The sequence below is a fragment of the Achromobacter deleyi genome (assembly GCF_013116765.2).
In the GTDB taxonomy this organism is placed as follows: Bacteria; Pseudomonadota; Gammaproteobacteria; order Burkholderiales; family Burkholderiaceae_B; genus Achromobacter; species Achromobacter deleyi_A.
Window position 1 is genome coordinate 1,736,199 of sequence record NZ_CP074375.1, and the last position, 14,480, is coordinate 1,750,678.

Genomic DNA, 14,480 nt, shown 5'->3' on the forward strand with positions numbered 1-14,480 from the left:
GGTCGTTAGTCGCGCCCCCACCCTTCTGCCCTTCCCCTTGGCTTGGCCGCATATTGCCACCTCAAATATTCTTAATTTGAATAGAGATATGCGTTTTATCAATTAGTGGCAATGTGCCGTAAAACCTAGAATTTTCTGGATAGAAAAAGCGAAGCAAACATTCGCAGCACTTTGAAATAATCGGCTATCGGAATTTACCGCGCAACGCAGAATTGCGCAATTCAAATAGCGGCCTTGTCGGAAAAACCAATATGAATGAGAACGCCATGCAAGCCATCTCGCGAAATCCAATCGCCGACATCATCCCTGACGCAGGCTATGGCATGAAGATTCCGATCCGAAGTCGCATTTCTCAGAAGCAATCTTTCGAGCAGTATTTTTTATTTTCGATTTTCTGGACTTCAACGTCATGAAACACTCCACAGTTTCCCTCGCCCGGAAAGTGAAATTCTATCAATTGGTCGTTTTTGACCAAATTGTCGCGAGCGGATCTCTATCACCCAGCCGTCACTCACCAAGATTGTTCAGGAGCTGGAGTACTTCTTTCAAGCACCGTTGCTGGTGCGCGGAAATCGCGGCGTCACCGCCACCGAGCTGGGTGAACTTATTTCTCGCCGGGCACGGTCGATGCTCGCGGACCTGCGGGCGCTGAACGACGACGTCGAAGCGTATCGCCGGGGCACTTCCGGATATATTCTCGTGGGATCACTGACTTCGGCCTCCATGTCAGCGATTCCGCAGGCACTGCAGCTGGTCAAACAGCGTGCGCCCAGCTTGCTGGTATCACTGCGTGTCGGGCAAATGAACCAGCTGCTATCCGTTCTGCAGGTTGGGGAGCTTGATATGGTTGTCGGTCGCATCCCTGACGACTGGGGCTGGCGAACCAATGTCGGCGACCTCTCGGTCGTGCCGCTCTATCAGGAGAGGCTGTCGGTGGTAGCCGGCCCTCAACACCCGCTGCACTCGATAGCTGCCAGGCCCTGGGATCTCATGCATGCCTATCCCTGGATCTTGCCGCCCCGCGAATCCGTGTTTCGCCACTCCGCCGAGAACATCTTTGCCAAGGCGGGAATGGCTCCACCTGGCGATTTCATCGAATCCGCCTCGATCCTCACGAACATCGCCCTGATGCAGGACAATCGAACGCTTTCCCTATTGCCGTCCACCGTGGCGGGGCACTTTGTGCGCAGTGGAATGATCAAGGAAGTTGACGTTGGGGAAGAGCTTGCCTATGGCCAGGTGGGCTGCTTTTTTTCCGCGCATCGCAAGCGCGAGCCCGCCCTAGACCTTTTCCTGGATTGCCTGACGAAGGCGTCTCAGGTCGTTGGACGGGATGACACCGTACTCCCCCCTTCGGCCCCCCTTTCGCTGATGAACCACTGACTATTTAAGGGGCCTGCATCGGATTCTTGCCGCGCCGGCGCGGCCGTCAGGGCCGCCGGATCAGGCTATATACAGAGGCCGGAGGTAAATTGAGCGGGACGAAACGCACTCTGCGCGCGAACAAACCGCACTCGTCAAGCACGCTGGAAGATATGGGACAACGCACACCATAGGTGAAGAAGTGCATGGATCCACCAGGATGCATGGCCTCAAAGACCGCGGTCAGCAGTTTGTGGTGGACCTCCCCGCTCATGTTCCGCAACGGCAGACCGCAGATGGCCGCCCCTATTCCATCCAGTTCCGGATGACTGGCCCGAGACAGATCCTGAGCCGACACCTGCAGTACCGCGGCTTCCGGGAATTGGGTACGCAAACTCGAACTCATCTCTGAATCCTGCTCGACCAGCACCAGGCTCGAAGGTGCGACGCCTTTACGCAGCATCTCGCGCGTGAATACGCCAGTTCCACAGCCCAGTTCCAGGACTTTTCCCGCCGCTTTGGGCTGGATGGACGCAGTAATGGCGGCCGCCAGCGCCGCGCCGGATGGCGCCACCGCGCCGATGGCCGCGGGGTTGGACAAGAGCGCCTTGACGAACTGCTTGCGTTCTTGCAGCCAGGTCATGGGCGCGGACGCTGATTTGTGCGGGGCAACGGCTTTGTAAGACGGCGAGGAGTGCATTGGTGCTTCTATCTCCGAAATCGAAATTCTCAAGAGAAGTTACCTGGGCCTGGCTGCTCGTGCCGGCAACGGTGCGTAAGCACCCTTATCAAATATAGAGACGGATAGACCGCCCGCTCGTAGCCCGACGCCCCTGCCTGCATAGTGCCGACCGATGCCAATGGTAGTTCCGGGCCGCCACCAATCCAGACAGCTTGAGTTGCAAGTCCCCTGCCGTGAGGCGTACGCACTGACGAAACGCCGGTGCCCGACGGGATCCGAGCAGAGCGGAATCCCAACGGGCACCGTGATACTAAACGCCTACGACCGAGACCGCCTTCGTCACGAGGTAGGCCTCAAGCGCCTCCGGTCCGCCTTCGGAGCCGTAGCCCGAATCCTTCACCCCGCCGAATGGCAGTTCCGCGGACGGGGTGGCGGGCTGATTGACCCACAGCATGCCGACCTCGAGCCGGCGCGAAAGTTCGTGCACGGTTTTGATCGACCGCGTGAAGCCGTAGGCGGCCAAGCCGAAAGGCAGCCGATTCGCTTCACGAATTGCCTCGTCCAGCGTTTCAAAACTGCGAATCGCCGCGATCGGGCCGAACGGTTCTTCGTTGAAAATGTCGGCCTCGAGAGGCACGTCGGTGAGAATGGTGGGTGCGAAGAAGTTGCCGGCGCCGCCAACCCGACTGCCGCCAGTGGCAAGGCGAGCACCCTTTTCGCTGGCATTCCTGACTATCTTGTCCATGGCCGCCAGGCGGCGGTCATTGGCCAGCGGGCCGAGCGTCGTGCCTTCGGTCAAGCCGTCTCCGAGCTTGAGTTTTTCTGCATGGGCAACGAATGCCTGCTCGAATGCCGCCTTGACACTCTTGTGCACCAGGAAGCGCGTCGGCGAAATGCAAACCTGTCCCGCATTGCGGAATTTCGCCCCGCCGGAAGCCTTCACGGCCAGTTCGACGTCGGCGTCCTCGGCAACGATCACGGGAGCGTGACCACCCAGTTCCATCGTGACGCGCTTCATGTGGCGTCCCGCCAGGGCAGCGAGCTCCTTGCCCACCGGGGTGGAGCCGGTAAAGGTGACCTTGCGGATCACCGGGTGTGGAATCAGATAACTGGAGATCTCGGCGGGCGAACCGAACACCAGGCCGAGCACGCCCTTGGGGATGCCGGCGTCGACGAAGCAATTGAGCAAGGCTGCCGGGGAAGCCGGCGTCTCTTCGGGCGCCTTCACCAGGAATGAGCAGCCCGTGGCCAGCGCCGCGCCCAGCTTGCGCACGATCTGGTTGACCGGGAAATTCCAAGGGGTGAACGCCGCGACGGGACCGACAGGTTCCTTGATCACCAGTTGCTGCGCCGCCGGATTGCGGGATGGCACGATGCGGCCGTAGACGCGCAGCGCTTCATTGGCAAACCAGTCGATGATCTCGGCGCCGGCGAGTACCTCGCCGCGCGCTTCAACCAGGGGCTTGCCCTGTTCCTGGGTCAGCAGGCGCGCGACGGAGTCCGCGCGTTCGCGCAACAGCGCGGCCGCCTTGCGCATGATGGCGCAACGCTCATGGGCAGAAGTGTCCCGCCACGTCTCGAACCCGCGCTGCGCCGCCGCCAGTGCAAGATCGAGATCTTCCCGCTTCGCGCTGGCGACCTGGCCGATCTTCCGGCCGGTGGCGGGATTCACTACATCAATACGCGCGCCGCCTCGGGCCTCGCGCCATTCGTTGTCAATCAGGAGAAGAGTGTCTGGGTAATCGTTCATGGGTGCTCCGTGGTAGAAATGCGGCCGTCACGTTCCAGTCGATTCGGGCAAGCGCGGCGTAGGCTGCTACGCGCCTGCCAGTATCGTAAGTGTTTGGGGTGGCTACGGGAAGTGGGGCCGGAGCCCTATTCACTTCCCTTTGGTCATATAGGACAGGACGGGCCGTCCGTCTGCCCTGCGGTGCAGGAACGCCATGAACGCATGGCCGACGGCCAGCGTCAGCAGCGTCCACCCGAGCAGGCCATGCCAGCTGTTGGCGAGCTCGACCAGGCTTTCGATCTCATGATCCCTGGGGCTGAAGATCTCGATGCCGAAGGGGGAAAACCCCCGCCCCCTGCCGTACGCGCGCAGCAATCCCAACGTTGGGATTGTGACCATCAGGGCATACAGGACCAGGTGCCCGAAACGCGCGATATAGCCGGTGTTGGGCCGCCGGCGCGCGTTTGCCAGCGCCCACGCGCCGCGCAGCAGCGCCAGGGTGAGCAACAGAACCCCCAGAGAGGTGTGCGAAAACCAGAAGAAATCTTCAATCGGCGTATCGGGCAGGAACTGACGCGACGCCGCGCTGGTGAATTGCCAGGCGAGCAGCGCCGCCATGAGCCAATGCAGGCTGCGGCTGACAATTCCGTAGCCGTCCGGATGGTCCATTATTCGCGTTTGGGTGGGACAGGCAGGCATGCCGGAACTCCTTGGGAATCCATTACGCACAACGCTGGGCTGCTGACAGCATTTTGCCTATGCGTGAAGCGCCGCATGCAACAAAGTGCAATCGCACGCGGTTTCGGGCCGGCTGCACGAGCCTGTCGTCACGGTTCGAAATCCATCGCGGCCATGGCCCGGCCGGCGGCTTGCGGCGCATAGCCTGACCAAGGATCATTGCCGGCGTCCAGACGCGCGTGGATATTGCCGATGGTCCATTGCGCGCCCCCGGTGATTTTTTCCAGTTCTTCCCATGCCACCGGCACGGAAACCCCCAGGCCCGGCCGGGCGCGCGCCGACCACGCCGCCACCGTCGTGGCCCCAAAGCCGTTGCGCAGGTAGTCGGCGAAGATCTTGCCGACCCGATTCTTCGGCCCGCTCTTGGCAACGAACAGCTGTGGCAGCGTTTGGGCCAGGTGCGAAACGATCGCATGCGAAAACGCCTTGACCGTGTCCCAACCGTATTGTTTGCGCAGCGGCACCACCACATGCAAGCCCTTTCCGCCGCTGGTCTTCAGCCAGGCTTGCAGGCCTATCTCTTGCAGCAGCACATGCACGAGGTGCGCGGCCTGTTGCATCGCCGCCCATTCCACGCCCTCCCCCGGATCCAGGTCAAACAGCATGCGATCGGGTTTGCCGATGGAGGTCTTCACGGCATTCCAGGTGTGAAACTCCACGACATTCATCTGGACGGCGGACATGATGGCTTCCTGAGTGGGCACCTCCAGCAGCGGCGGGTGGTCGGGGTCCAGTTTGGCGGGCAGCGCCTTCACGCCCGGCATGGCGGCCTCCAGGTGCTTCTGAAAGAAGAACTCTTCCTGGATGCCGCCTGGCGCGCGCAAGAACGAAACGGGTCGGCCCTTCAGGTGCTCTAGCAGCAGAGGCGCTATCAGCCCGTAATACCGCGCCAGATCCAGCTTGGTGAGCTTCGTGGAGGGGTCGATGACGCGATCCGGATTGGTGAGCTTGCGGGCCTGCGGGCGCGCCGCCGAAGCGGAGCGCGATGCGCGTGCCGGCGAGGCGGCTGGCGCGGGATCCGGTTGCGCTTCGACCTGTTCGACGGGAACCGCCTTCTCGCGAGAGATCGCTCGTACCGGCTTGTCCTGGCGCAAGCCGCGAAATACCGAATGGCGGATGTGGCCAGAGCTGGTCCAGCCGCCAAAAGAGACTTCGGCAACCAACTCAGGCGCCACCCAATGCACATCCTTGCCCGTGCCACCGCCCGCCACGGGCCGTTCGTCCGTCTTGATGCGCGCCAGGCGCTTCTGCAGTTCGGCCAGGCCCTGGTCGTCGAATCCGGTGCCGACCTTGCCGGCATAGCGCAGTTTTCCGTCGGCCTCATGAACGGCCAGCAGCAGCGCGCCCAGCCCCACGCGCGCGCCCTTGGGCGCCGTGTAGCCGACGATGGCGAACTCCTGGCGCTGGGCGCACTTGACCTTGACCCAGCTGTCCGTGCGGCGCGACACGTAAGGCGCCGACTGGCGCTTGGCCATGATTCCCTCCAGACCCATCTTGCAGGCGGACGCCACCAGATTGGCGGGCGCCGCGTCGAAAGCCTCGCTGAACCGCAGGCGCTCATCATCCGCCGCGGTTTCCATCAGTTGCGCCAGCAGCGCCCGCCGCAAGCGCAAGGGCTCGCGCCGCAGATCCCGCCCGCCGATGAACGGCAGATCGAAGGCATAGAAGATGATGTCCTGGGTACGTTCGCCGTCGAAGGCATTCTGCAGCGCCTGAAAGCTGGGCACGCCGGTCTTGTCCAGAATGACGATCTCCCCGTCGACCCAGGCGGACTTTGCGGGCAACTCGCGGAAGGCTTCGACCAGATGCGGCAGCTTCGCGCTCCAGTCATGGCCGTTGCGGGTGTAGAGACGCACGTCGGCGCCGTCGATCCGGATCATCAGCCTATAGCCGTCGAACTTCATCTCATATAGCCAGTCCTCGGCGTGGCGCGGGACGGCATCCACCAATGTCGCGAGCTGAGGCTTGAGGAGCTTGGGCAGTTCGGCCGCCTCGCCGGGCAGAGCGGCCGCAGCGTTGTCCGCCGCAGGCGCCTGCCTGCGCTTGGATTGTTTCGCGCCAGCCCCTGAACCCCGCAGGGGGACCACGCTGTCGGGCATCTCGTCCACGACGCTGAACTCGCGCTCGGGCCGGGCAAAATCGTCCCTGTCCTTTATCAACAGCCAGGGCGGCTGCTTTTCAGACTCTTTTCCCTTGAGGCGCACCAGCGCCCACCGGCCCTGCATTTTGACGCCCTGCAGGTCGAACTTCAGGTGTCCTTCCCGATAGCCCTTGCGCGGATCCCCGACCGGCTCCCATTTTCCCTCGTCCCAGATGATGACCTTGCCGGCGCCGTACTGGCCTTTTGGAATCTGGCCTTCGAACTGGTTGTAGGCAATGGGGTGATCTTCGACCTGCACGGCCATGCGCTTGACGGCCGGATCGTAGCTGGGCCCTTTGGGCACGGCCCAGCTCTTCATGGCGCCATCCAGTTCCAGCCGGAAGTCGTAGTGCAACCGGCTGGCCCAGTGCTTCTGGATGACGAAGGCGCGAGCGCCCTCGTTGGCCTCGCCGCCGCCCGCGGGTTCCGATGTCACGCCGAAATTGCGCTTCTCGCGGTATTTCTTTAGCGAGTCCGCCATCGTCACGCTGCCTTTCGCGCCCTGCCTGCCGCCTTGGCGGCCTTGGCCGGGGCCTTCTTGGCCGCCACCTTGCGGGGCGCGGCCTTTTTCCCACTGCCCGGGCCGGATTTGGCGCCCGCGGAAGAGGCCTTCCCGCCGGCCTTGCCTCCCTTCAGGCTGCGTTGCAGCAATTCGGTGAGGTCTATGACGTTGTCGGCATAGGCCGGGGCTTCTTCCTGGGGCGTGATGACCGTCTCGGTCTTGCCCGCGCGCGCCTTCTTCTCTACCAGCTCCATCACGGCGGCCTTGAATTCATCCTTGAACTGCTCCGGATCCCACTCGCCGGTCATGTCCTCCACCAGCATCCTGGCCATCTTCAACTCGCTGGCGCTGGGGCTCATGCCCTTGGCGCCGGCCTTCGGCAGATCCAGGTCATCGTGCGATCTGACCTCGTCGCCCCAGCGCATCAGATTGAGCACCAGCGCGTCGCCCGAAGGAATCAGCGCCGCCAGGTGCTGCTTGGTCTGGATCACCACCTTGGCGATGCCGATTTTGCCCGTCTTGGCCAGCGTGTCGCGCAGCAAGGCGTACACCTTATGGCCTTTATTGATGGGGGCCACGTAATAGGGCCGCTCCAGATAGACAAACGACACGCCGGCTGCATCCACGAATTGCTGGATCTCGATGGTCTGCGTGGTGCGCGGGTAGGCGTCGGCAATCTCTTCGGGGGAAATGATGACGTACTGGCCGTCCTCGTATTCCACGCCCTTGACGATATTGTCCTTGTCGATTTCCTTGCCCGTGCGCTTGTTGATGCGCTTGTAGCCCACCGGATCCATCGAGCGCTTGTCCAGCCAGTCGAAATCGACCCCGGATTCCGTCGTGGCGGTGTGCAGCCCGACCGGGATGTGGACCAGGCCGAAGGAAATTGCCCCTTTCCATATTGTTCTTGATGCCATGACCGCCTCCTTCAGGGTCGGCTGCCGGAATGGCCTACTTGGTGTACTTGAATTCCGGCAGCGCTTTCAGTGTTTCCTTGGACGCGTTCGGCAGCTGGAATTGATCGCCTTCCACCCGCATGCTCGCCAAAGGCACCGTCACCAGGTGCGTCCCGACCCCTAGAAGGCCTCCCACCGAAAGCACTGCATAAGGCACCCAATCCGGCGGCCCCAGAATGAGGTCGTCCACGGTGCCGATCTTTTCCTTGTTGCCGTTATAGACGGAGGCGCCGCTTATTTTCGAAGCGCGGTAACCGGCGTCGACCTTCGCAACATCGACGCGGACCTCCGTTACCGATTGCGGGGCGCCCTGGGCCCAGGCCCCCGGCACATTCGACAGCACGCCCAACAAGACGGCCCATCCTATCGTTCCAGTTTTCTCGATCATGGCTGATCTCCTTGGTGGCTCAGGAACCTTGCTTTGCGTTGTCCGGCGACGGATCGGACGCCGTGGCATCCGTCAGCTCAAGGTCCTCTTCGCGGATTTCGTTGCCCTGCGCATTCTCGCTGGCATCGTCGGGCCTGACTGGCGGCTGGCCGCTATCCGGCGCCGGCTTTCCAACGGGCGCGGCCAATGGTTTGGATGAGGTTGCGGGATCGGCCGGAGGAGATGCCGGCTCACTGGGAGAGGATGGTTTCATTGTCGTCACCTGATGTCGCTTCAGCCCGGCCTGGCGGTGGCCGTCAATCCGATCAGCAAGTGCCGGTCCCAGCCCGAACGCCGGACGCTGGCGAGCCAGTGTGGCCGGGGATCCGGCACCATAATTCCATCGGTAACTCGTATACCAGGACAGTACAAATCGGCAATATATTCAGATTCACTGCCGGAGCATGCTCCGGCTTACACCTCGCGGCAGGGAACTTCCGGAGAACAATGATGGCCGACAAGAAGCAAGAAAAGAAAACCGGTCCGGCAGAGCAGAGCGCCCTTTCCAACAAGCAGTATGAAAGCGAACTGGCTCGCCTGCATGTCGAACTGGTCAAGCTGCAGGGCTGGGTGGTGAAAACAGGCGCGAAGGTCTGCGTCGTCTTTGAAGGCCGCGACGGGGCTGGAAAAGGAGGAACGATCAAGGCCATCACGCAACGGGTGAGTCCGCGGGTTTTCCGCGTGGTGGCGCTCACCGCCCCAACCGAGCGCGAAAAATCGCAGATGTATATGCAGCGCTACCTGCCGCATCTGCCCGCGGCCGGGGAAGTCGTTATTTTCGACCGGAGCTGGTACAACCGGGCCGGCGTGGAACGGGTCATGGGGTTCTGCACGGAAGCGCAGACGGATATCTTCCTGAAAGGCGTGCCCCTGATGGAACGGGTAATGGTCGATTCCGGCATTCTCCTGTTCAAGTACTGGCTGGAAGTCAGCGAGGAAGAGCAGACCCGCAGGCTGCAGGCGCGCATCAACGACGAGCGGAAAACCTGGAAGCTCACCAAGATGGATCTTGATTCCTACAGCCGCTGGTACGACTACTCGCGCGCCCGGGACGCGATGTTCCGGGCAACCGACACGGCCGTGGCGCCGTGGTTCGTGGGGCGGTCCGACAACAAGAAGCAGGTGCGCCTCAATATCATCAGCCACCTTCTGGAGAGCATTCCGTACAAGGCCATTCCCCGCGGGAAAATCAAGCTTCCCAAGCGGCAAAAGGCCAAGGGCTATACCGAGCCCGACCATCCGTTCCGGTTCGTGCCCGAAAAATTCTGAATTACGGAGAATCCGTCATGGCTGCTCTGCTGATCAATCACGTGGAAGACAGCACTTCCGACGATGACATCCGGGCGTTTCTGCTCAAGTATGGCTTTCCCTCGCTCGATCGCATCCAACGTGTGCCGAGCGACGGGAACCGCCCTGCCGTGCTGATTACGTTCAATTCAGCAACCGAGGCTGAGCTGCATACCTTGCTGCCGCGGATACATCAGGTGTTCTGGAAGAACCACACGATTACCGCCTTAGTCATGAGAGCGCCCATCGAATGAGCGTGCGCCCGAGCGCTTTCGGGCGCGCGCCCTATCCGTAAGTTCGTGGCCGATAGGCCTCCTTCACGTACCTGGCGAGCTCGGCCTCGATGGAAGACACGGACGGCAAGCCCGACGGTCTGGCGGGGTTGAGCAGTTGTTCCGCCGCGGCAAGCGTGCGCTGCGCGCAACGCTCCCCGCTGGTAAGCGCCACGGGAGGCCGAGAGGTGGCGGTGGAATTGAGTTCGTCCATGACGCTTCTCCAGAGAACGATGAAAGACCCTGCGCGGCGCAAGTAGCAAGTATCGTGCCGCGCTCTGGTGTTTCGTCACGCGTAAGCATCACGCAGGCCTTTCTTGTAGAGATCGGGCTTTACCGGACGATGCCGCCAGGTTAGGAGGACCAACTCACTGGGATCCTTCATGGGGGGCTCATGTGCAGCCACTACCAGACGCTGAAAGACGCCGAACTGCTACTCAAGAAATTCGGCGTTCGGGAGAAACCCGCAGCTAGCGAAAAGTACGACATGTGGCCCAAGTATCAGGGTGTCTTCATTCGGCGCCCTGTAGAGCATGACTCGGGCGACGAGGCGGTACCTGAGCGCGAAGCCACTGCAGGCCGTTGGGGTCTCATCAGCGCGATGACGACTGCGGATAGCTTGGACAAGGCTGGCAAGCTCTCCACGTTCAACGCGCGTAGTGAGACTGCGCCCAAGTCTTTCACCTTCGGCAACGCATGGCGACATGGGCAGCACTGCATCATCCCGGCTGATGCCATCTTCGAGCCTGACTGGAGATCCGGCACGGCAGTGTCCACCCGGATCACCCGTTCCGACGGTGCGCCGCTGGGCATCGCCGGCCTGTGGGATCGCTACCGACTTGCGACCGGCCAGTGGCAGGACAGCTACACCATGCTGACCATCAACGCGGACGATGATCCGCTGTTCAGGGACTATCACCAGGCCGGGAAGGAAAAGCGGATGGTCGTGATCCTGCCAGAGGGTGCTTATGGCGAATGGCTGACGGCCACGGCCGGGCAGAGCCGGGACTTCCTGGTCGCCTTCCCCTCCGACCGGCTCGTCGCCGAGCCGCAACTCAAGCAGTCTTAGCCTGGCTTGTGCGCGTAGAGATCCTGCGTAGCCGCAAGTGACGCGCGCATCCCACCGTGTCGCTGCGGCTGACCACGGTTCCGAAATCGGGGCCTAATTGTGCGACTTCCAGGCTCGTTTATACTGTATATTCATACAGTATTGTCAGAGATTTCCCTTGCAATTCTTGTGCAGCGTCGTGAGGACGCACCACCTGGGCGAACGGCGCCGAGACAGCGATCCCGGTCAGGCCGTGGTGGGCATGGTGAAGATGTATTCCATGTTGCACCAGGGCTTGAACCGGCACGTCCCCCGCATGACCATGGAATCGCTTGCCAAGTTCGGCGCCACAGTGCCCAGTGCAATACCCGACCTGCTTGAGCCGCAGTTGCTGACCTTCAATTCAGATCGGGGCATGATGGTTGTCGGTTTCGAAGAGATCGCCGGCTGCAGGTACTACCAGGGCTGGTGGGTGCAGTGGATCGCAACTTGAAGGCACGGAATCGCGTCCGAATTCAATCCCATGCCCAAGCCTTTGTTTATACGCCTCCCCAGCCGCTGGATGTACTCCGTCAGTACTTGACGCTCACGCGCGCCCACACGCTGCGCCCCGGTTCGTTCACGCCCGTATTGGCGGCGTAGCCGAAGCCGGCGTTGCCCGCCAGGTTCAGGTGCTCGCTGTAGGTTTTGTTGAACAAGTTGTCCACGCCCAGCGACAGCCGGACCTGCTTGTTCACCACGTAGCCCCCGTTGATGGAAAAGACCCCGAAGCCCGCGCTGGGGCCGAAATCCTTGCCGACTACGTTGCCTTCATTCAGGGCATAGCGTTTTTGCGGCGCGACGATGCGCCATAGCGCCCCCGCCGACCAGGTGCCGTCGTCATAGGCCGCGCTGAGCTTGGCTTCCAGCGGCGGAATCTGCGGCATCGCGCGGCCGTCGCTGCGATTCTGGCCCCAGGCATAGGCAAGCGTGGCGCCCAGCTTCCAGGCCGGAGAGACGGCGTAGGACGCGCCGAGTTCGCCGCCGAATATTCTGGCGTCTACATTGCTGGCCTGGGACGACGGTCCCATCATGCCGCCCGACGTGTAGTTGAACAGGATGAAGTCGTCGACATAGCCCGCGTAGCCGGAGAACCACGCGTCCAGGGTCTCGGTCTTGTACTGGGCGCCGAAATCCAGCTGCGTGGTTTTTTCGGGTTTGACGCCCTGGAACGCGTTGACCGAACCCGCGGGGCCGTTGTCCGGCGAAAACAGTTCCCAGTAATCCGGGAAGCGCTCGACATGGCCAAGCCCGATATAGACGGTGGCGGGCAGTGACGCCAGGTCCTTTTCGTAGCGCAGAAAGCCGCTGGGCAGCGTATCGCTGCGGCGCTCGTTCGCGGTGGGATTGGGCATGGGCATCATCATGCCGCCGGCGGTCTGGCGGAAGTCCTTGGCGGATGCCCAGTCCACGCGCGCGCCGCCAATGACGCGGCTGTCCGGGCCCGCGCGCCAGGTCAGCTCGCCAAACAGCCCGGTATTGGAGAAATCGGCGTCCTTCACCCAGGGCTGGCTGCGGTACGACGCGGTGTCCGTGCCGCTGCGGGAACGGTGGCGGCTCTGCTGGAAGTCCAGCCCGGTGACCAGGCTGAGGTCCTGGGACAGGTCCCAGGTGCTGGCAAACCGCCCGCCCCAGGTGGCGCGATCCACATCGGCTGCCATGGCCATCGGCATGGCGCTCATGCGGTCCGGCGCGCGCAGCGTGAAGTTATCCATCACGTGGTCGGCGTAGTTGTAGTAGAGCTGCGCTTCGACCTTGTTCAGCACCGTGCCGATGTTGCGTTTTTCAAAGCGCAGGCCAAAGCTCTCGCGCTTGAACTGCGAGCCGTCCATGCCGCGCCCGGCATAGCGCGCCTCGCCGTCCCCCGTGCCGGCGGTCAGTTCATACAGCGTGTCGGCGTCCGGCGTGAAGCCCAGCGCGACGTCGGCATTCCACTTGTCCCAACGCGAGGGCACGGTGTTGCCGTCTCCATCCTTGTAGTCCTGGGAGTGGGAATGGTTGGCGGTGACGCGGGTGTAGACCTTTTCATTACCTATGGTCAGGTCCGCCGTCTGGTCGTTGCGGCCGAACGATCCGCCCACCAGGCTGCCGTCGAAACGAACGCCGGCCTCGGTAAACCGGGGCGTGTCGCGGTCGAACCGGATCGTGCCCGCGGATGCGCCCGGGCCCCACAGCACGGTCTGCGGGCCCTTGATAACGGTGAGCTGGTCAAAGTTCTCCGGAGAAATATAGGAGCTGGGCGCGTCCATGCGCGCCGGGCAGGCGCCGGGCATGGACGTGCCGTTGGTCAGGATGTTCAGGCGCGAGCCAAACATGCCGCGCAGCACCGGGTCGCCATTGGTGCCGCCGTTGCGTATCGCCGAAAAGCCGGGAATCGTCTTGAGGTAGTCCGTGCCGTCGCTGGCCGGCAGCGGCTGGCGGGGAATCTTCGGGTCCGTCGTGAATGTCAGCGGCGCGCTGGGCGCCACACCCATGATCACGACCGGGTCCAGCGTGGCGACGCCATCGGCGGCGCTTTGCGACCAGGCGGGGAACGAGGCGGCCATTGCGGCTGCCAGGCAGGTCATGCGTAGGAATTCCTGTTTCTTGCACATATCGGGATCTCGACCATCTTGGATCGTTGAATGGGTAATCCGGTGTCCCGCGGAAACGCCGCCGCGCATGCGCACTCCGGCACAAAGCCCGGGACGGGGCCATGCCGGTCGCGACGAGGAGGATTTCCACTGGAGGACGGCACCGGGCCCGCCCGGGATGGGCGGCGCGCGATGCAAACCGATGACGCTTAGGGGAAGAACGTCAGGCGAAGAAAGGCGGAGCGCGCGATTGCTGCGGCAATCGCGCGAGCGCACTGGAGAAATGGGTGATGACGGCGGGCGGCGCCGCGTCGGGTTGCGCCTGCGCGGGAAGCAGCCAGGCCAGCAGCCATAGTGCGGGGAGCGTGGCGCCCCCGAGCATGGCGCAGCCGGCCGCGCAGCAATGCGGCAAGGCGCCGCTGTGCTGCTCCGCGCCCTGCTTTGCGCCTTCGATGTCCAGCGTGACGACGCGCGGGCCGCTCGCCGTGCAGATGATGGTGGTGGCGCCCGCGTTGCCGGCGACGGCGCGAGGCGCCGCCACGGCGGAGGATGCGATCAATGCCTGAAAGACGAACAGGGCCGCCGCGAGCAGCGCGACCCATCGTCTCCCAGCAGTGGCGCATGTGTGCATCAACATCCCCTTGTCGGCGCAGATGGTAGCACCATGGCTGGGCGGATCTGACGGGAACCACGCCAGCCGGCCCGGCTTCCCGCCCCTATCTGCG

15 protein-coding genes and 1 pseudogene are annotated in these 14,480 nt (G+C 62.7%); 7 read left to right on the forward strand and 9 right to left on the reverse strand.

Features of this window, described 5'->3' with window-relative positions:
• Positions 1-251: 251 nt before the first annotated feature.
• From HLG70_RS07825 to HLG70_RS07835, 3 genes and pseudogenes are all read left to right on the forward strand, one after another.
• Positions 252-413 carry a hypothetical protein gene (locus HLG70_RS07825; RefSeq protein WP_171662319.1) on the forward strand — a complete coding sequence of 54 codons (162 nt, stop codon included), beginning with the start codon at positions 252-254 and terminating at the stop codon, positions 411-413.
• 82 nt (positions 414-495) lie between these two features.
• A pseudogene (locus HLG70_RS29735) lies at positions 496-591 on the forward strand (LysR family transcriptional regulator); the annotation flags it as partial.
• A 36-nt stretch (positions 592-627) separates the two neighbouring features.
• Complete coding sequence (locus tag HLG70_RS07835; RefSeq protein ID WP_213697166.1) at positions 628-1,383, forward strand: LysR substrate-binding domain-containing protein; 756 nt, start codon at positions 628-630, stop codon at positions 1,381-1,383.
• Positions 1,384-1,429: 46 nt separating this feature from the next.
• Here HLG70_RS07835 and HLG70_RS07840 read toward each other — a convergent pair whose 3' ends face one another.
• The 6 genes from HLG70_RS07840 to HLG70_RS07865 all read right to left on the reverse strand — a co-directional run bounded on the left by HLG70_RS07840 (position 1,430) and on the right by HLG70_RS07865 (position 8,497).
• Positions 1,430-2,005 carry a class I SAM-dependent methyltransferase gene (locus HLG70_RS07840; protein ID WP_250157082.1) on the reverse strand — a complete coding sequence of 192 codons (576 nt, stop codon included), beginning with the start codon at positions 2,003-2,005 and terminating at the stop codon, positions 1,430-1,432.
• A 349-nt stretch (positions 2,006-2,354) separates the two neighbouring features.
• The gene (locus HLG70_RS07845) at positions 2,355-3,794 is read right to left on the reverse strand and encodes an NAD-dependent succinate-semialdehyde dehydrogenase (RefSeq protein ID WP_171662317.1); all 1,440 of its coding nucleotides are present in this window, start codon (positions 3,792-3,794) and stop codon (positions 2,355-2,357) included.
• 129 nt (positions 3,795-3,923) lie between these two features.
• Positions 3,924-4,442: a cytochrome b gene (locus HLG70_RS07850; RefSeq protein ID WP_171662316.1), complete on the reverse strand. Its 519-nt coding sequence runs from the start codon at positions 4,440-4,442 to the stop codon at positions 3,924-3,926.
• 158 nt (positions 4,443-4,600) lie between these two features.
• Positions 4,601-7,132 (reverse strand): DNA ligase D, encoded by a 2,532-nt coding sequence (gene ligD / locus HLG70_RS07855; RefSeq protein WP_171662315.1) that lies wholly within the window; start codon positions 7,130-7,132, stop codon positions 4,601-4,603.
• Positions 7,133-7,134: 2 nt separating this feature from the next.
• A complete protein-coding gene (locus tag HLG70_RS07860; protein ID WP_171662314.1) occupies positions 7,135-8,070 on the reverse strand; it encodes a Ku protein in 936 nt (311 codons plus the stop codon).
• Between the two features lie 34 nt (positions 8,071-8,104).
• Positions 8,105-8,497 carry a PRC-barrel domain-containing protein gene (locus HLG70_RS07865; RefSeq protein ID WP_171662313.1) on the reverse strand — a complete coding sequence of 131 codons (393 nt, stop codon included), beginning with the start codon at positions 8,495-8,497 and terminating at the stop codon, positions 8,105-8,107.
• A gap of 486 nt (positions 8,498-8,983) precedes the next feature.
• Here HLG70_RS07865 and ppk2 point away from each other — a divergent pair, with 486 nt between their 5' ends.
• Both ppk2 and HLG70_RS07875 read left to right on the forward strand, forming a co-directional pair.
• Positions 8,984-9,805 (forward strand): polyphosphate kinase 2, encoded by an 822-nt coding sequence (ppk2, locus tag HLG70_RS07870; protein WP_171662312.1) that lies wholly within the window; start codon positions 8,984-8,986, stop codon positions 9,803-9,805.
• Between the two features lie 17 nt (positions 9,806-9,822).
• Complete coding sequence (locus tag HLG70_RS07875; RefSeq protein ID WP_171662311.1) at positions 9,823-10,077, forward strand: RNA-binding protein; 255 nt, start codon at positions 9,823-9,825, stop codon at positions 10,075-10,077.
• Positions 10,078-10,108: 31 nt separating this feature from the next.
• Here HLG70_RS07875 and HLG70_RS07880 read toward each other — a convergent pair whose 3' ends face one another.
• On the reverse strand, positions 10,109-10,309 hold the full coding sequence (locus HLG70_RS07880; RefSeq protein WP_171662310.1) for a hypothetical protein: 201 nt from the start codon (positions 10,307-10,309) through the stop codon (positions 10,109-10,111).
• Between the two features lie 180 nt (positions 10,310-10,489).
• On the opposite strand from HLG70_RS07880, the gene HLG70_RS07885 reads away from it, so the two are divergent.
• Positions 10,490-11,164 (forward strand): SOS response-associated peptidase, encoded by a 675-nt coding sequence (locus tag HLG70_RS07885; RefSeq protein WP_171662309.1) that lies wholly within the window; start codon positions 10,490-10,492, stop codon positions 11,162-11,164.
• 157 nt (positions 11,165-11,321) lie between these two features.
• Positions 11,322-11,636 (forward strand): hypothetical protein, encoded by a 315-nt coding sequence (locus HLG70_RS07890; protein WP_250157083.1) that lies wholly within the window; start codon positions 11,322-11,324, stop codon positions 11,634-11,636.
• Positions 11,637-11,715: 79 nt separating this feature from the next.
• Here the strand turns inward: HLG70_RS07890 and HLG70_RS07895 are convergent, their stop codons facing one another.
• Together HLG70_RS07895 and HLG70_RS07900 are read right to left on the reverse strand one after the other, a co-directional pair.
• The gene (locus HLG70_RS07895; RefSeq protein ID WP_171662308.1) at positions 11,716-13,776 is read right to left on the reverse strand and encodes a TonB-dependent copper receptor; all 2,061 of its coding nucleotides are present in this window, start codon (positions 13,774-13,776) and stop codon (positions 11,716-11,718) included.
• 202 nt (positions 13,777-13,978) lie between these two features.
• Positions 13,979-14,386 (reverse strand): DUF2946 family protein, encoded by a 408-nt coding sequence (locus HLG70_RS07900; protein WP_171662307.1) that lies wholly within the window; start codon positions 14,384-14,386, stop codon positions 13,979-13,981.
• Positions 14,387-14,480: the final 94 nt, after the last annotated feature.

What these genes read in the sequence shown, in the direction of transcription:
- HLG70_RS07825 (WP_171662319.1), top strand. Translation starts at nt 252, where the DNA reads ATGAATGAGAACGCCATGCAAGCCATCTCGCGAAATCCAATCGCCGAC.
- HLG70_RS07835 (WP_213697166.1), top strand. Translation starts at nt 628, where the DNA reads ATGCTCGCGGACCTGCGGGCGCTGAACGACGACGTCGAAGCGTATCGC.
- HLG70_RS07840 (WP_250157082.1), bottom strand. Translation starts at nt 2,005, where the DNA reads ATGACCTGGCTGCAAGAACGCAAGCAGTTCGTCAAGGCGCTCTTGTCC.
- HLG70_RS07845 (WP_171662317.1), bottom strand. Translation starts at nt 3,794, where the DNA reads ATGAACGATTACCCAGACACTCTTCTCCTGATTGACAACGAATGGCGC.
- HLG70_RS07850 (WP_171662316.1), bottom strand. Translation starts at nt 4,442, where the DNA reads ATGGACCATCCGGACGGCTACGGAATTGTCAGCCGCAGCCTGCATTGG.
- ligD (WP_171662315.1), bottom strand. Translation starts at nt 7,132, where the DNA reads ATGGCGGACTCGCTAAAGAAATACCGCGAGAAGCGCAATTTCGGCGTG.
- HLG70_RS07860 (WP_171662314.1), bottom strand. Translation starts at nt 8,070, where the DNA reads ATGGCATCAAGAACAATATGGAAAGGGGCAATTTCCTTCGGCCTGGTC.
- HLG70_RS07865 (WP_171662313.1), bottom strand. Translation starts at nt 8,497, where the DNA reads ATGATCGAGAAAACTGGAACGATAGGATGGGCCGTCTTGTTGGGCGTG.
- ppk2 (WP_171662312.1), top strand. Translation starts at nt 8,984, where the DNA reads ATGATGGCCGACAAGAAGCAAGAAAAGAAAACCGGTCCGGCAGAGCAG.
- HLG70_RS07875 (WP_171662311.1), top strand. Translation starts at nt 9,823, where the DNA reads ATGGCTGCTCTGCTGATCAATCACGTGGAAGACAGCACTTCCGACGAT.
- HLG70_RS07880 (WP_171662310.1), bottom strand. Translation starts at nt 10,309, where the DNA reads ATGGACGAACTCAATTCCACCGCCACCTCTCGGCCTCCCGTGGCGCTT.
- HLG70_RS07885 (WP_171662309.1), top strand. Translation starts at nt 10,490, where the DNA reads ATGTGCAGCCACTACCAGACGCTGAAAGACGCCGAACTGCTACTCAAG.
- HLG70_RS07895 (WP_171662308.1), bottom strand. Translation starts at nt 13,776, where the DNA reads ATGTGCAAGAAACAGGAATTCCTACGCATGACCTGCCTGGCAGCCGCA.
- HLG70_RS07900 (WP_171662307.1), bottom strand. Translation starts at nt 14,386, where the DNA reads ATGCACACATGCGCCACTGCTGGGAGACGATGGGTCGCGCTGCTCGCG.